General features: G+C 65.2%; 13 protein-coding genes. 10 read left to right on the forward strand and 3 right to left on the reverse strand.

The window, feature by feature from the left end; genetic code table 11:
• Window positions 1-14: 14 nt before the first annotated feature.
• From WMW70_RS00465 to WMW70_RS00505, 9 genes are all read left to right on the forward strand, one after another.
• On the forward strand, window positions 15-413 hold the full coding sequence (locus WMW70_RS00465; protein ID WP_341435570.1) for a heme-binding protein: 399 nt from the start codon (window positions 15-17) through the stop codon (window positions 411-413).
• A gap of 37 nt (window positions 414-450) precedes the next feature.
• The gene (locus WMW70_RS00470) at window positions 451-2,628 is read left to right on the forward strand and encodes a malate synthase G (protein ID WP_341435571.1); all 2,178 of its coding nucleotides are present in this window, start codon (window positions 451-453) and stop codon (window positions 2,626-2,628) included.
• Window positions 2,629-2,846: 218 nt separating this feature from the next.
• Window positions 2,847-4,547 carry an L-lactate permease gene (locus WMW70_RS00475; protein WP_341435572.1) on the forward strand — a complete coding sequence of 567 codons (1,701 nt, stop codon included), beginning with the start codon at window positions 2,847-2,849 and terminating at the stop codon, window positions 4,545-4,547.
• 147 nt (window positions 4,548-4,694) lie between these two features.
• Window positions 4,695-4,862, forward strand: coding sequence for a rubredoxin (locus tag WMW70_RS00480; protein WP_339458327.1), 168 nt, complete (start codon window positions 4,695-4,697; stop codon window positions 4,860-4,862).
• A 94-nt stretch (window positions 4,863-4,956) separates the two neighbouring features.
• On the forward strand, window positions 4,957-5,124 hold the full coding sequence (locus tag WMW70_RS00485) for a rubredoxin (protein WP_341435573.1): 168 nt from the start codon (window positions 4,957-4,959) through the stop codon (window positions 5,122-5,124).
• A gap of 130 nt (window positions 5,125-5,254) precedes the next feature.
• Window positions 5,255-6,403, forward strand: a complete 1,149-nt coding sequence (locus tag WMW70_RS00490; protein WP_341435574.1) for an NAD(P)/FAD-dependent oxidoreductase — start codon at window positions 5,255-5,257, stop codon at window positions 6,401-6,403.
• Between the two features lie 187 nt (window positions 6,404-6,590).
• Window positions 6,591-6,863 carry an HU family DNA-binding protein gene (locus tag WMW70_RS00495; protein WP_339458332.1) on the forward strand — a complete coding sequence of 91 codons (273 nt, stop codon included), beginning with the start codon at window positions 6,591-6,593 and terminating at the stop codon, window positions 6,861-6,863.
• A 130-nt stretch (window positions 6,864-6,993) separates the two neighbouring features.
• Complete coding sequence (locus WMW70_RS00500) at window positions 6,994-7,386, forward strand: helicase (RefSeq protein WP_341435575.1); 393 nt, start codon at window positions 6,994-6,996, stop codon at window positions 7,384-7,386.
• Window positions 7,387-7,464: 78 nt separating this feature from the next.
• Window positions 7,465-8,202, forward strand: coding sequence for a hypothetical protein (locus WMW70_RS00505; protein ID WP_341435576.1), 738 nt, complete (start codon window positions 7,465-7,467; stop codon window positions 8,200-8,202).
• Window positions 8,203-8,415: 213 nt separating this feature from the next.
• On the opposite strand, the gene WMW70_RS00510 is transcribed toward WMW70_RS00505, so the two are convergent.
• The 3 genes from WMW70_RS00510 to WMW70_RS00520 all read right to left on the reverse strand — a co-directional run bounded on the left by WMW70_RS00510 (window position 8,416) and on the right by WMW70_RS00520 (window position 12,912).
• A complete protein-coding gene (locus WMW70_RS00510) occupies window positions 8,416-9,810 on the reverse strand; it encodes an aminoacyl-tRNA deacylase and HDOD domain-containing protein (protein ID WP_341435577.1) in 1,395 nt (464 codons plus the stop codon).
• Between the two features lie 91 nt (window positions 9,811-9,901).
• Window positions 9,902-11,977, reverse strand: a complete 2,076-nt coding sequence (recG, locus tag WMW70_RS00515) for an ATP-dependent DNA helicase RecG (RefSeq protein ID WP_341435578.1) — start codon at window positions 11,975-11,977, stop codon at window positions 9,902-9,904.
• An 8-nt stretch (window positions 11,978-11,985) separates the two neighbouring features.
• A complete protein-coding gene (locus WMW70_RS00520; RefSeq protein ID WP_341435579.1) occupies window positions 11,986-12,912 on the reverse strand; it encodes a hydrogen peroxide-inducible genes activator in 927 nt (308 codons plus the stop codon).
• A gap of 95 nt (window positions 12,913-13,007) precedes the next feature.
• On the opposite strand from WMW70_RS00520, the gene WMW70_RS00525 reads away from it, so the two are divergent.
• Window positions 13,008-13,865: an SDR family oxidoreductase gene (locus WMW70_RS00525; RefSeq protein ID WP_341435580.1), complete on the forward strand. Its 858-nt coding sequence runs from the start codon at window positions 13,008-13,010 to the stop codon at window positions 13,863-13,865.

A 13,865-nucleotide genomic window follows, 5' to 3' on the forward strand; every position in this document is an offset into this window, starting at 1 on the left:
ATACGAGGCCTGCCATGCACCACAAAGCCGTACTCAGCCAGATCGAGGTTACCCGCATCATCAATGCCGCCCGCGCCGAGGCGCAGCACAACGGCTGGGCCGTGGCGATTGCCGTGGTCGACGACGGCGGCCACCCGCTGGCCCTGGAACGCCTCGACGGCTGCGCGCCGATCGGGGCCTATATCGCCACCGAAAAGGCCCGCACCTCGGCCCTCGGACGGCGCGAATCGAAAGGTTATGAAGAGATGGTCAACGGCGGGCGCAGTGCCTTTCTCTCTGCGCCGCTGCTGACCGCTCTGGAAGGCGGTGTACCGATCCTGGTCGAGGGTCAGGTGATCGGGGCGGTAGGGGTGTCCGGGGTCAAGGCCGAACAGGATGCCCAGGTGGCCAAGGCCGGCATCGTCGCCCTGTAAACATGCGGCCTGGCCGCCAACCGATTAGGAGAGCGTAATGAGTGATCGTGTGAACTGTCATGGCCTGCAGGTGGCCAGCAACCTGCAGCGTTTCGTCGACAACGAAGTGCTGCCCGGCACCGGCCTGCAGTCCGAGGCTTTCTGGGCTGGTTTTGCGGCCCTGGTGCATGACCTGGCCCCGCACAATCGCGCCCTGCTCGCCGAGCGCGAGCGGCTGCAGGCCGAGCTGGACGCCTGGCACCGTGCCCATCCCGGCCCGGTACGAGATATGCCGGCCTACCGCGCCTTTCTCGAGAGCATCGGTTATCTGCTGACACCACCGGCGCAGGTGCAGGCCAGCACTGCCCATGTCGACAGCGAAATCAGCAGCCAGGCCGGCCCGCAACTGGTGGTGCCGGTGATGAATGCGCGTTACGCGCTGAACGCCGCCAATGCGCGTTGGGGCTCGCTGTATGACGCGCTCTACGGCACCGACGCGATCGGCGAGGAGGGTGGCGCGCAAAAAGGCCCCGGCTATAACCAGGTGCGCGGGGCCAGGGTGATTGCCTTTGCCCGCGCCTTCCTCGATCAGGCCGCGCCGCTGGCCAGCGGCTCCCATGCCGATGCCGTCAGCTACCGGGTGGTCGCCGGCCAGTTGCAGGTCGCGCTGGCCGATGGCACGCTCAGCACCCTGGCGCAGCCGGAGAAGTTCCGCGGCCACCAAGGCGAGGCGGCGCAGCCCAGCGCCATCCTGCTGCAAAACCACGGTCTGCATGTGGAAATCCAGATCGACCCGAGCAGCCCGATTGGCCAGACTGATGCCGCGGGGGTCAAGGACCTGCTGATCGAGGCGGCGCTGTCGACCATTCTCGATTGCGAGGACTCGGTCGCCGCGGTGGATGCCGCCGACAAGCTGCTGATCTACCGCAACTGGCTGGGCCTGATGCAGGGCGACCTCAGCGAGACCCTGGAAAAGGGCGGTCGCGCCATCGTCCGTCGCCTCAACCCGGATCGCAGCTACACCGCCGCCGATGGTTCGGCCCTGACCCTGCACGGCCGCTCGCTGCTGCTGGTGCGCAATGTCGGCCATCTGATGAGCAATCCAGCGATCCTCGATAACCAGGGGCGGGAAATTCCCGAGGGCATCCTCGACGGCGTGATGACCAGCCTGATTGCCCTGCATGACCTCAAGCGCTGCGGCAACTCGCGCAGCGGCAGCGTCTATATCGTCAAGCCGAAGATGCATGGCCCGCTGGAAGTGGCCTTCGCCGACCAGCTGTTCGGCCGTATCGAAGACCTCCTCGGCCTGCCGCGCAACACCCTGAAGATGGGCATCATGGACGAGGAGCGGCGCACCAGTGTCAACCTCAAGGCCTGCATCGCCGCCGCCAGCGCGCGGGTGGCCTTTATCAACACCGGCTTCCTCGACCGTACCGGCGACGAGATGCACACGGCCATGGAGGCCGGGCCGATGCTGCGCAAGGGCGACATGAAGAGCACTCCGTGGATTCAGGCCTACGAACGCAACAACGTGCTGGTTGGCCTCGGCTACGGCCTGCGCGGCCGCGCGCAGATCGGCAAGGGCATGTGGGCCATGCCGGACCTGATGGCCGACATGCTGCAGCAGAAGATCGCTCATCCCCGGGCCGGGGCCAGCACCGCCTGGGTGCCGTCGCCAACCGCTGCGGTATTGCATGCCCTGCACTATCACCAGGTCGACGTGCAGGCGGTCCAGCGCGAACTGGAAAGCATCGACTGCAACGCCGAGCGCGACCGTCTGCTCGACGACCTGCTGACGGTTCCGGTGGTCGCCACGCCCAACTGGAGTGCGGAGGATATCCAGGAGGAGCTGGACAACAACTGCCAGGGCATCCTCGGTTACGTGGTGCGCTGGGTCGAGCAGGGCGTCGGTTGTTCCAAGGTGCCGGATATCCACAACGTCGGCCTGATGGAGGACCGCGCCACCTTGCGCATCTCCAGCCAGCATATTGCCAACTGGCTGCACCACGGTGTGGTCGCGCCGGCCCAGGTCGAGGAGACACTGCAGCGCATGGCCCGGGTGGTGGACGCGCAGAATGCCGGCGATCCGCTGTACCGGCCGATGGCAGCCGATTATGCCGGCTCGGCGGCGTTCCAGGCCGCCAGCGAGTTGGTGTTCAAGGGCCGCGAGCAGCCCAGCGGCTATACCGAACCCTTGCTGCACGCCTGGCGCTTGCGTTTCAAACAGCAAGCCTGAAAGCGGTTCGGCCGCCGTCAAGGGTAGCCCCTAGAGTGGCGGTGGCAGAGTACAAGCGGCCCCGACAGCCCCTGGCTGTCGGGGCCCACGAGCATGAGCGCGGCGGCGGGTGATCCCTGCCGCCGCTGCTCACGGAGCGCGGGGTCCATGCGCTCTCGATGCGTGGCACCGGGTACCTCCCGGAAACTGTGGTTCACAAAAAGAAAAAGGAACCAACCATGAGTCAAACACTGCTGTCCATCCTGGCCTTTGTGCCGCTGGTGCTGGCGGGCGTACTGCTGATCGGCTTTCGCTGGCCGGCCAAATACGCCATGCCGGTGGTTTTCCTGCTGACGGCCATTATCGGCCTGAGCGCCTGGGACATGTCCCTCAACCGGGTCATCGCCTCCAGCCTGCAGGGCCTGATTCTCACCGCGGCGATCCTCTGGATCATCTTCGGTGCGATTCTGCTGCTCAACACCCTCAAACACTCCGGTGGCATCACTGCCATCCGCCACGGCTTTGCCGGCATCACTCCGGACCGGCGGATTCAGGCCCTGATCGTCGCCTGGCTGTTCGGCTGCTTCATCGAGGGTGCCTCCGGCTTCGGCACGCCTGCCGCGGTGGCGGCACCACTGCTGGTCGCTCTGGGCTTCCCGGCCTTGGCCGCAGTGGTCTTGGGCATGATGGTGCAGTCCACGCCGGTGTCGTTCGGTGCGGTCGGTACGCCGATTCTGGTGGGGGTGGGGTCCGGTCTGGACAAGAGCGGGATCAGCGAACAGCTGGTGGCGGTGGGCAGCAACTGGGAGGTGTTCTTCCATCTGATCTATTCGCGGGTGGCCATCACCCACGGCCTGATCGGTCTGCTGATGCCATTGCTCATGGTGATGATCATGACGCGCTTCTTCGGCAAGAATCAGTCGTGGAAGGAAGGCCTGGCCGTGGCTCCCTTCGCCATCTTTACCGCCATCTGCTTCTCGCTGCCCTATATGGCCGCCGGGGTGTTTCTCGGCCCTGAATTCCCTTCGATGATCGGTGCCCTGGTCGGCCTGGCCATCGTGGTGCCGGCCGCCAAGGCAGGATTTCTGCTGCCCAAGCAGACCTGGGATTTCGCCGAGGCGAAAGACTGGCCAGCCGAATGGATGGGCAAGATCGAGATGAAGATCGAGGACGTGGCCGGCAAGTCGCCGGTGTCCGTGCCCATGGCCTGGGCTCCCTATCTGCTGCTGGCGATCTTCCTGGTGCTGTCGCGGATCTTCCCCGAGCTCAAGGCGGCGCTGCTGTCGGTCAGTTTCGGCTGGAAGGACATCCTCGGCGAAACCGGGGTCTCCGGCACCCTGGAGCCCCTCTATCTGCCGGGCGGCATCCTGTGCATGGTGGTGCTGGTGACCGTGTTCCTGCATCGCATGCGCTTCAGCGAACTGGCTGCAGCAGTTGGTGAATCGAGCCGGACCCTGCTGGGTGCCGGGTTCGTGCTGATTTTCACCATTCCCATGGTGCGCATCCTGATCAACTCCGGCGTCAACGGTTCCGACCTGGTGTCGATGCCGGTGGCCATGGCGCAGCTGGTGGCCGACAGCGTGGGCGGCGTGTATCCGTTCTTCGCTCCGACGGTTGGCGCGCTGGGGGCCTTTATCGCCGGTTCCAATACGGTGTCCAACCTGATGCTCTCGCAGTTCCAGTTCAACACCGCCGGCCTGCTGGGGTTGTCCGGGACGATGATGGTGGCTGCGCAGTCGGTGGGTGCGGCGGCGGGCAATATGATCGCGATCCACAACGTGGTGGCGGCCTCCGCCACCGTGGGCCTGCTCGGCCGCGAGGGCATTACCCTGCGCAAGACCATGCTGCCGACCCTCTACTACCTGCTGGCCGCTGGCAGCCTGACCATGCTGGCCATGTACGGTATGGGCATCGGTGATCCGTTGCTGGCCACGTCCTGAGGCGCGGGTGTCGCCCGGCGCGTTGGGCGGCACCCGACTTTAGTTGGCCCGCCAGTGGGCGGCTTTCACCCTTCGGCCGCTTGGCGCACCCACGCATTTACGGTAGTTTGCCTCGCGCAATAGCCGTGAGATTCGCCAGAGGTAGTTATGAAGAAGTGGCAATGTGTGGTCTGTGGACTGATTTACGACGAAAGCCAGGGTTGGCCCGATGAAGGCATCGCCGCTGGTACGCCGTGGCAGGATGTCCCGGAAGACTGGCTCTGCCCCGACTGTGGCGTGGGCAAGATGGATTTCGAAATGATTGAGATCGGTTGATCGGCAATCTTTAAACGGCGACCTGCGGGTCGCCGTTTTGTTTGGGCAATGCGCATACTAGAACCGAACAAGCCGAATGATGGGCGAGGTGGGTATGCGCAAATGGCAGTGTGTGGTGTGTGGCTTTATCTATGACGAAGCCCTTGGCTGCCCCGAAGAGGGCATCGCCGCCGGTACGGCCTGGGAAGATATTCCCGCTGACTGGCTGTGCCTCGACTGCGGGGCCGGCAAGGCCGACTTCGAGATGATCGAGATCACCTGAGAGGGTGTTGGCAAATGACCGCGCTCGGCCATGCTGCGTTGAAATCGACCGTAGCGCCACACCCGCTACCCCTGAAAAATGCGTTCTGGTCACGGCCACCTGTGCTGTCGCCAAGTTTGAGGAATCGATGATGAGTGCACCCGTTGTGATAGTCGGAACCGGCCTGGCCGGTTACAACCTGGCGCGCGAATGGCGCAAGCTCGACAGCGAGACGCCCCTGCTGCTGATCACCGCCGACGACGGGCGCTCCTATTCCAAGCCCATGCTCTCCACCGGTTTCGGCAAGAACAAGGATGCCGATGGCCTGAGCATGGCCGAGCCCGGTGCCATGGCCGAGCAGCTCAAGGCAGAAGTGCGTACCCATACCCGCATCAGCGGCATCGACCCGGGCCACAAGCAGCTGTGGATAGGCGAGGAGGCGGTGCCCTACCGCGACCTGATCCTGGCCTGGGGGGCTGAGCCGATCCGTGTGCCGGTGGCCGGAGATGCCCAGGATGCGATCCTGCCGATCAATGACCTGGAGGACTACGCACGCTTCCGTACCGCGGCGGCGGGCAAGCAGCGCCTGCTGTTGCTCGGTGCCGGTCTGATCGGCTGCGAGTTCGCCAATGACCTCAGCCTGGGCGGCTATCAGGTCGAGCTGGTGGCACCCTGCGAGCAGGTGATGCCCGGCCTGCTGCATCCGGCGGCGGCGGCGGCGGTGCAGGCGGGGCTGGAAAGCCTCGGTGCGCGCTTCCACCTGGGGCCGGTGCTGGCCAGCCTCAACCACAAGGGCGCGGCCCTGGAGGCGCACCTCTCGGATGGCAGCGTGCTGGCCTGCGACCTGGTGCTCTCGGCGGTGGGCCTGCGCCCGCGCACCGAACTGGCGGCGGCCGCCGGCCTGGCGGTCAATCGCGGGGTGGTGGTCGATCGCCTGCTGCAGACGTCCCACGCCAATATCTATGCCCTCGGCGACTGCGCCGAGGTCGATGGCCTCAACCTGCTCTATGTCATGCCCTTGATGACCTGTGCCCGTGCCCTGGCCCAGACCCTGGCTGGCAAGCCGACTGCGGTCAGCTATGGACCCATGCCGGTGACGGTGAAAACCCCGGTCTGCCCGCTGGTGGTATCGCCGCCACCGCGCGGCCTGCAGGGTGAGTGGAGCGTGGAAGGCAGTGGCGGCGACATCAAGGCGCTGTGCCGCGACAGCAGCGGAGCCCTGCTCGGGTACGCGCTGACCGGTACGGCCGTGCAGGAAAAATTGGCCTTGAATAAGGCTCTGCCAGCACTTTTGGCGTAAATGGCAGCTGCTCTGTCGGTTATGTCTTTATGTTGTCCGCTGAAACTGTCTGACAACACTGGCGCAGCTCCAAATGGCATGCCATTCTCGGTGGGTCTGCCGCAGCCCAGAGCTGTTGCGGCGCCTTGGACGCTGCTCGCGCAGAGCAGCCCCGGACACAACAACAAAAACCGTCAAAGAGGCATTTATGCGTAAACCGGAACTCGCCGCCGCCATCGCGGACAAGGCAGATCTGACTAAAGATCAGGCCAGCCGTGTACTCAACGCCGTACTCGAAGAAATCACTGGTGCATTGAACCGCAAGGACAGTGTCACCCTGGTGGGCTTCGGGACCTTCGTCCAACGTCATCGCGGTGCCCGCACCGGGAAGAACCCGCAAACCGGTGAGCCGGTGAAGATCAAGGCCAGCAACACGGTCGCCTTCAAGCCGGGCAAATCGCTGAAAGACGCCGTCAACTAAGTTGCAAAACCCGGAGTCGCCAGGCTCCGGGTTGCCCACCCACTGTTTTCCCTTCTTTCAGCCGGATGTAGTCCCCGGCGCGAAGCGCTACAATGCGCGGCCTTTTCATTCCCCTCGCGAGGCCTTGCGCATGAAATTCCGTTTTCTTCTGTGGATGCTGGGCCGTCTGATGGCCAAGGCGAGCCGTGACAATCCGGCGTTTCAGCAACAGCTCGAAGGCCGCGATATGGTCTTTCAGCTGCACACCCTGGACGGCAAGGTTGCCCGCCACTTTATCGTCAAGGACCGGCGCATCAGCAGCAAACGCGGCCCGGCCAGCGAACCCGCCTTTGCTCTGGGCTTCAAGGATGCTGCCTACGGTTTCGCCACCATGAATGCGAAGAACAAGCAGCTGGCCTTTATGCAGGGCATCCAGAACAAGGAGATCCAGATCCAGGGCAACCCGGCGCTGGTGATCTGGTTCCAGGGGCTGACCAAGTACCTGATGCCGAAGAAGAAAACCGCGGCGAAAAAAGCCGCCTAAGCCGCAGTAGCGCGCGTCAGGGCTGGCCGGCGTGCCCGGCATTGGTTAGGCTGGGCCGAGTTCTTCGAGAGTTCGCCCATGCGTTTGCTGATTACCTTTCTGTGCCTGGCCGCCAGCCTGGCCCATGCCGCGCCGCCCAAAGCTGAAGCCTTTGCCCCATTGTTCGAACTGGCCGGCATCCGCCTGCTCTGCGAGCAGAGTGCGCCGCTGGTGCAGCGCGGCCTTGGTCAACAGCAGCAGGCGCAATTGGCCCAACTGTTCGCCGCCGATGCCCTGTGCCTGGATCTGGCCAAGCGCATGGTGGCCAGCTTTGATCAGAAGGGTCTGATCGAAGCCACGCGTGTGCTTGAGAGCCCGCTGGCCCAGGGTTTTACTGCCGCCGAGCGGGCGGTGGGTGAGGGTGGTGCAGAAGATCTGGCCGCCTATCGTCAGCAACTGGCCGAGCGCCCGCCCCGGGAGGAGCGTCTGCAGCTGGTCAAGCGCCTGGATGCCGCGGCCCACACCACCGCACTGGCCACTCTGTTGCGCTATGAGGTCGGCAAGACCCAGGCCCTGCTCGCCCTCAAGGCCCGTGGCGAGAACATCGACGAACAGGCCCTGAGCAGCCAGACCCAGGCTCAGGAGCAGGCCCTGCGGGCCTCCAGCACCACCGCAGTGGAGTCGTTTATGCTGTTCGCCTACCGGCGCATGCCCAGTGCGCAGCTGGCCGACTATGCAGCGCTCTACGAGCAGGAGGCGGTCGCGTTGCTGCTGGATCGCAGCCTGGAAATCCTCCCCGAGCTGTTTGCCGCGCGCCGCGCCCAGCTGCGTAAATAACCCCAGGTAGTGTTCGCGGTCGAGATCGCCCACACAAAAAAGCGCCCCCGTCGTAACTCCTTTAGGAGCGGCGGGGGCGCTTGGTTATGGGGCTCGGATGCAGGTGACTCGCCTAGACACTGGGCTAAGTTGCATCCGTGGTGGGTTACGGCGCAACGCATCTTGCGCAGTGATCTAGCGGCGTTGTACGCCTAACCCACCCTACTTGATCGCCTAGTACTGCGAAGCCAGCTCGCGCAGGGCCACTTCGGCGGCCAGCACCTTGTTGACCGCTTCCTCGGCCTTGTCGCGGCTGATGCCCAGGTTGTCGAGCAGGTTCTGCGGGATTTCGCCCTGGGGGCCGGCCCCTATGCCGTGGTTGCGCAGCAGTTTTACCGCCAGGCACACCAGATTCGGGTACATCGCATGGGGGCCGTTGTAGTCGGTGTCGTGCTGGAAACGCAGGGCGCTGGCCAGTTCTTCCGGCATATCCCAGTAGCGCATCAACCAGGCCCCGATCTGCTCGCGGCTGATACCCAGCAGGTGCTGCTCGATATAGCTGTGTGGCAGATGCGGGTTGACCTCCAGGTGGCGGCAGATCAGCGAGAAATGCGGCGGGAAGACGTGGGCCAGGACCAGGTAGCCGAAGTTGTGCAGCAACCCGGCGAGGTAGGTCAGGCCGGCTTCCGGGCGCTGGGCGCGGGGGATGGCGCGGGTCAGGCCTTCGATCACCGCTGCGGTGTAGATCGCCTGCTGCCAGTAGGGGGTGGCGTGCTGCGGCTTGTCCTTGGGCAGGCTCAGGGTCTTGCCCAGGGCGAGGCCCAGGGCCAGGTTGATCACCAGATCGAAGCCGAGTACGCGGACGATGGCATCTTCCACCGAGCGGATCTTGCCGGGGGCGGCGTAGTAGGGCGAGGCCGCCCAGCTGACCACCTGGGCAGCCAGCGCCGGATCGGTTTCCACCACGCCGGTGATGTCGTCCACCGTGGCGTCAGGGTCGACCCGCAGCTTGATGATCTTCTGCGCGGTTTCTGGCAGCGGCGGGATCTCGATGGTTTCTTCCAGGCGCTGCTGGATGCGTCGGGCGGTAAAGGCCTGCACCGCCTGGGTGATTTCGGCGCGGTCGTCGTCGGGGCGATCTAGGTTCAGGCGGATATTTTCCAGCGGCTCGCCGAAGCGCGCGGCGCTAGCCTTGCTCAGCAGGCTCTTGAAGGCCTCGGTGGGCAGTTCCAGCAGCACGCCGGGGGTGCCGGATTCGACAAACAGGCTGGGCACCTGCAGCAGGCGCTCGTCGTACAGGCAGGGCGAACTGGTCAGCGGCGGCAGCCCGGGCAGCGCCTTCAGGTTGTGTTTGCCGAGCATGCGCTCCAGGCGTTCCGGCTTGACTGCGACGAGCTGGCGGCCGGTCAGTTCGGTGAGGCGCTTGAGGTCGAGCAGCTGGCTCTGCGGGTAGAGCACCAGCAGGGCCCCGACGGCATCGTCGAGCAGGACCGCCTGCAGGCGCTGCGCGGCCGGCAGATTGGGCAGATCGCTGCGCACCTGATAGCTCAGGCCCAACTTCTCCAGAAGTTGCAGAATCACCGCTGGCGGTTGCGGTGCGGTGGAAGTGGAGAGGGCGAGTTCAGTCATGGCGATATCCGGCTGAGGCAGCAGTTTGGCAAGTATATGCAGCTGTTGGGATGGGCTAGGCGCTCAGGTGACGGATGCTCCGTGAACTGGTTCACACTTGCCCATATTGTTGTCCGTGGCGTAACCAGCGCTCCAGCAGCGGGCTGACATGCTGCGGCCAGCGCTCCAGTAGGGCCTGTGCGGCATCGCGCACCGCGGGTAGCAGGTCGGCGTCGCGCATCAGGTCGGCCACCTTGAACTGCAACAGGCCGGTCTGACGGGTGCCGAGCATTTCGCCGGGGCCACGCAGTTCCAAGTCCTTTTCGGCGATAACGAAACCATCGCAGGTCTCGCGCATGATTGCCAGCCGTTCGCGGCCCAATTGCGACAGCGGCGGGTGGTAGAGCAGCAGACAATGGCTGGCGGCGCTGCCGCGCCCGACCCGTCCGCGCAGCTGGTGCAACTGAGCCAGGCCGAGGCGTTCGGGGTTTTCGATAATCATCAGGCTGGCATTGGGCACGTCGACGCCCACTTCGATCACCGTGGTGGCCACCAGCAGTTGCAGCTGGCCCTGCTTGAACTGGTCCATCACCGCGGCCTTTTCCGCCGGCTTCATGCGCCCGTGGATCAGCCCGACATTCAGCCCGCCCAGCGCCGCCGATAAATCCTCGAAGGTGGTCTCGGCAGCCTGGCAGGTCAGCTCTTCGGATTCCTCGATCAGCGTGCATACCCAGTAGGCCTGTCGCCCTTCGTTGCAGGCCAGGCGCACGCGCTCGACCACTTCCAGGCGGCGGCTGTCGGCGATCACCAGGGTATTCACCGGGGTGCGGCCTGGTGGCAGTTCGTCGAGGATTGAGGTGTCCAGGTCGGCGTAGGCGCTCATCGCCAGGGTTCTGGGAATCGGCGTTGCGGTCATGATCAGCTGGTGCGGGCACATGCGCCCGCCGATACCTTTCTGCCGCAGGGCCAGACGCTGTTGCACGCCGAAGCGGTGCTGCTCGTCGATAATCACCAATGCGAGTTTCTGGAACTGCACTTCTTCCTGAAACAGCGCGTGGGTGCCGACCACCATGGGCGCGCCGGCAGCGATCTGTTCCAGGGCGCTGGCGCGGGCCTTGCCCTTGAGCTTGCCGGCCAGCCAGGCGACTTCGATGCCCAGCGGCGCGAGCCACTTGCTGAAGGTGATGAAGTGCTGCTCGGCGAGGATCTCGGTGGGGGCCATCAGCGCCACCTGATAGCCGGCCTCCAGGGCCTGCAGCGCGGCAAAGGCGGCGACCACCGTCTTGCCCGCGCCGACATCGCCCTGCACCAGGCGCAGCATGGGCTCGTCCTGGCTGAGGTCGTAGGCGATCTCCGCGCCGACCCGCTGCTGTGCGCCGGTGGGGGTAAAACCCAGGTTGGCCAGGTACTGTTGCGGCAGGGTTTTCGCCAGGGGCAGGGCGGGTGCCTGCTGTGCGCGGACGCTTTCGCGCAGGCGTTGCAGCGACAGCTGGTGGGTCAGCAGTTCCTCGAAGGCCAGGCGGTGCTGGGCCCAGTGCCGCCCTTCGGCCAGTTCCTCAAGATCGGCGTCCGGCGGTGGCCGGTGCAGGTAACGAATGGCCTGATCGAGCGGGCTGAGCTGGTAATCGTCGGCCAGTTCGCGCGGCAGCCAGTCCGGCAGGCTGTGCGGGCCGAGGCGGGCCAGGGCCTGTTCGCTCAAGGCGCGCAGGCGTTGCTGAGTCAGGCCTTCGGTGGTCGGGTAGATGGGGGTCAGGGTCTGTTCCACGGCAATCGGCTCGCTGCCCGACAGCGCGCGGTATTCCGGGTGGTAGATCTCCAGCCCCGAAGAGCCGGGGCGCACTTCGCCGTAGCAGCGCACCTGAGTGCCGCGCTTGAGGCCTTCCTTCTGCGCCTGGCTGAAGTGGTAGAAGCGCAAGGAGAGGGTGCCGCTGCCGTCCTGCAGGCGCACCAATAAGCTACGTCGCCTGCCCATCACCACATCCGCGCCGGCGACGATACCTTCGACCACGGCATCCTGACCCGGGCGCAGTGCGCCGATCGGCACGATGCGGGTGCGATCCTGGTAGCGCAGCGGCAGGTGGAACAGTACGTCCTGCAGGGTTTCCAGGCCGACCTTGGCGAGCTTTTCGGCCAGGGCCGCGCCCACGCCTTTCAGCGCGGTCACCGATACCGTGGCCAGCTCGCTCATGCCCGGTCTCAGGCCTTCTGAGCCGGCGGGCGGGCCACCGAGCACAGGCGGATCGAGTCGGTCAGCACCTCGATGGCGTTGGGCCGTGGGAAGCTGGCGCGCCAGGCGATGGCCACGGTGCGGAACGGCGCGGGCGGGCTGAGTGGGCGCACTTCGATCACGCCGGGGGCGTAGTGGTGGCTGTCCACCGCGGAGAAAGGCAGGATCGAGATGCCGAGGCCGGAGGCGACCATATGGCGGATGGTTTCCAGGGAGCTGGATTCCACCGTGGTGTGCTTGGCATTGTCTTCGCCGCCCTTGCGCAGGCTGGGGCAGGCTTCCAGTACCTGATCACGGAAGCAGTGACCTTCACCGAGCAGCAGCAGGCTCTTGTCGTTGAGCAGCTTGCTGTCGATGGTGTCCATCGCCGCCCAGGGATGGCCGGCGGGTAGCAGGGCGTAAAAGGATTCATCGTAGAGCGGCTTGGTCAGGACATCGGCCTCCTGAAACGGCAGGGCGATGATAATGGCGTCCAGCTCGCCGTTGCGCAGCTTGTCGCGCAGCACGTGGGTGAAATTTTCTTCGATGTACAGTGGCATGTCCGGGGCGACCCGGTGCAGCTGCGGGATCAGGTGGGGAAACAGGTAAGGCCCGACCGTATAGATGGCCCCGATCTTCAGTGGCGCGGCCATCTGGTTCTTGCCGGCCTGGGCCAGCTCGCGGATGCTCTGGGCCTGCTCCAGCACCTTCTGCGCCTGGGTGACGATGCCCTCGCCGACCGGGGTCAGGCGTACCGCGCTCTTGCTGCGCTCGAAAATCAGTACCCCGAGCTCGTCCTCAAGCTTCTTCACCCCCACCGACAGGGTCGGCTGGCTGACATGACAACGCTCGGCGGCGCGGCCGAAGTGTTGTTCCTGGGCCAGGGTGACGATGTAGCGCAGTTCGGTGAGGGTCATAGTGTTTATCCATTAAATTGCGCCTAAGCATAGCCTTTGCAATGCAATCAACCAACCGGGCTAAACTGCCCGCCTGCAAATACAGGGAGAAGCCCATGGCGGGTTCAGCGAGTCTTTTGATTGCCGGCTGCGGCGACGTCGGTAGCCGTCTGGGGCTGCGCCTGGCTGCGGAGGGTTGGACCGTGCATGGCCTGCGCCGCTCGGTTGCGCAGTTGCCCGCGCAGATCCTGGCGGTGGCCGGGGATCTGCAGGCCGACGCCTGTCCGCCGGCCTGGCCGACGGGCCAGCTGGATTACCTGGTGTACTGCGCGGCGGCCAGCCAACATGACGAAGCCGGTTACCGCGCCGCCTATGTCGACGGCCTGCGCCGGGTGCTGGGTTGGCTGGCCGAGCATGGGCAGCGGCCCAAACGCCTGCTGTTTGTCTCCAGCAGCGGCGTTTATGGCCAGCAGGGCGGCGAGTGGGTCGACGAGGCTTCGCCGGCCGAGGCCGAGGGCTATTCCGGGCGCATCATGCGCGAGGCCGAACAGCTGGCGCTGGGCAGCGGCTTGCCAGCCAGCCTGGTGCGCCTGACCGGGATCTACGGGCCGGGGCGGCAGTGGTTGCTCAATCAGGTGCGCCAGGGCTACCGGGTGGCCACCGAGCCGCCGCTCTACGGCAATCGCATCCATGTCGACGATGCCGCCGGTTTGCTCGCGTTTCTGTTACAGGCCGATGCCCAGGGCGTGGCGCTGGAAGATTGTTATATCGGCGTCGACGATCAACCAGCACCGCTGCATGAAGTGGTGGCCTGGCTGCGCGAGCAGCTCGGGGTCAGCCACTGGGCAGAGCAGGCGACGGTGCGCCGTGCCGGCAGCAAGCGCTGCAGCAACGCCCGCGCTCGGGCCCTGGGTTGGGAGCCGCAGTACCCCAGTTATCGCGAAGGTTACAGCGCGATCCTGGCGGAGCGCTGA

The sequence above is a fragment of the Pseudomonas sp. XK-1 genome (genome assembly GCF_038069885.1).
In the GTDB taxonomy this organism is placed as follows: Bacteria; Pseudomonadota; Gammaproteobacteria; order Pseudomonadales; family Pseudomonadaceae; genus Aquipseudomonas.

What these genes read in the sequence shown, in the direction of transcription:
- WMW70_RS00480 (WP_339458327.1), top strand. Translation starts at nt 4,695, where the DNA reads ATGAAGAAGTGGCAATGTGTGGTCTGTGGACTGATTTACGACGAAAGC.
- WMW70_RS00475 (WP_341435572.1), top strand. Translation starts at nt 2,847, where the DNA reads ATGAGTCAAACACTGCTGTCCATCCTGGCCTTTGTGCCGCTGGTGCTG.
- WMW70_RS00510 (WP_341435577.1), bottom strand. Translation starts at nt 9,810, where the DNA reads ATGACTGAACTCGCCCTCTCCACTTCCACCGCACCGCAACCGCCAGCG.
- WMW70_RS00500 (WP_341435575.1), top strand. Translation starts at nt 6,994, where the DNA reads ATGAAATTCCGTTTTCTTCTGTGGATGCTGGGCCGTCTGATGGCCAAG.
- recG (WP_341435578.1), bottom strand. Translation starts at nt 11,977, where the DNA reads ATGAGCGAGCTGGCCACGGTATCGGTGACCGCGCTGAAAGGCGTGGGC.
- WMW70_RS00490 (WP_341435574.1), top strand. Translation starts at nt 5,255, where the DNA reads ATGAGTGCACCCGTTGTGATAGTCGGAACCGGCCTGGCCGGTTACAAC.
- WMW70_RS00465 (WP_341435570.1), top strand. Translation starts at nt 15, where the DNA reads ATGCACCACAAAGCCGTACTCAGCCAGATCGAGGTTACCCGCATCATC.
- WMW70_RS00525 (WP_341435580.1), top strand. Translation starts at nt 13,008, where the DNA reads ATGGCGGGTTCAGCGAGTCTTTTGATTGCCGGCTGCGGCGACGTCGGT.
- WMW70_RS00470 (WP_341435571.1), top strand. Translation starts at nt 451, where the DNA reads ATGAGTGATCGTGTGAACTGTCATGGCCTGCAGGTGGCCAGCAACCTG.
- WMW70_RS00520 (WP_341435579.1), bottom strand. Translation starts at nt 12,912, where the DNA reads ATGACCCTCACCGAACTGCGCTACATCGTCACCCTGGCCCAGGAACAA.
- WMW70_RS00495 (WP_339458332.1), top strand. Translation starts at nt 6,591, where the DNA reads ATGCGTAAACCGGAACTCGCCGCCGCCATCGCGGACAAGGCAGATCTG.
- WMW70_RS00485 (WP_341435573.1), top strand. Translation starts at nt 4,957, where the DNA reads ATGCGCAAATGGCAGTGTGTGGTGTGTGGCTTTATCTATGACGAAGCC.
- WMW70_RS00505 (WP_341435576.1), top strand. Translation starts at nt 7,465, where the DNA reads ATGCGTTTGCTGATTACCTTTCTGTGCCTGGCCGCCAGCCTGGCCCAT.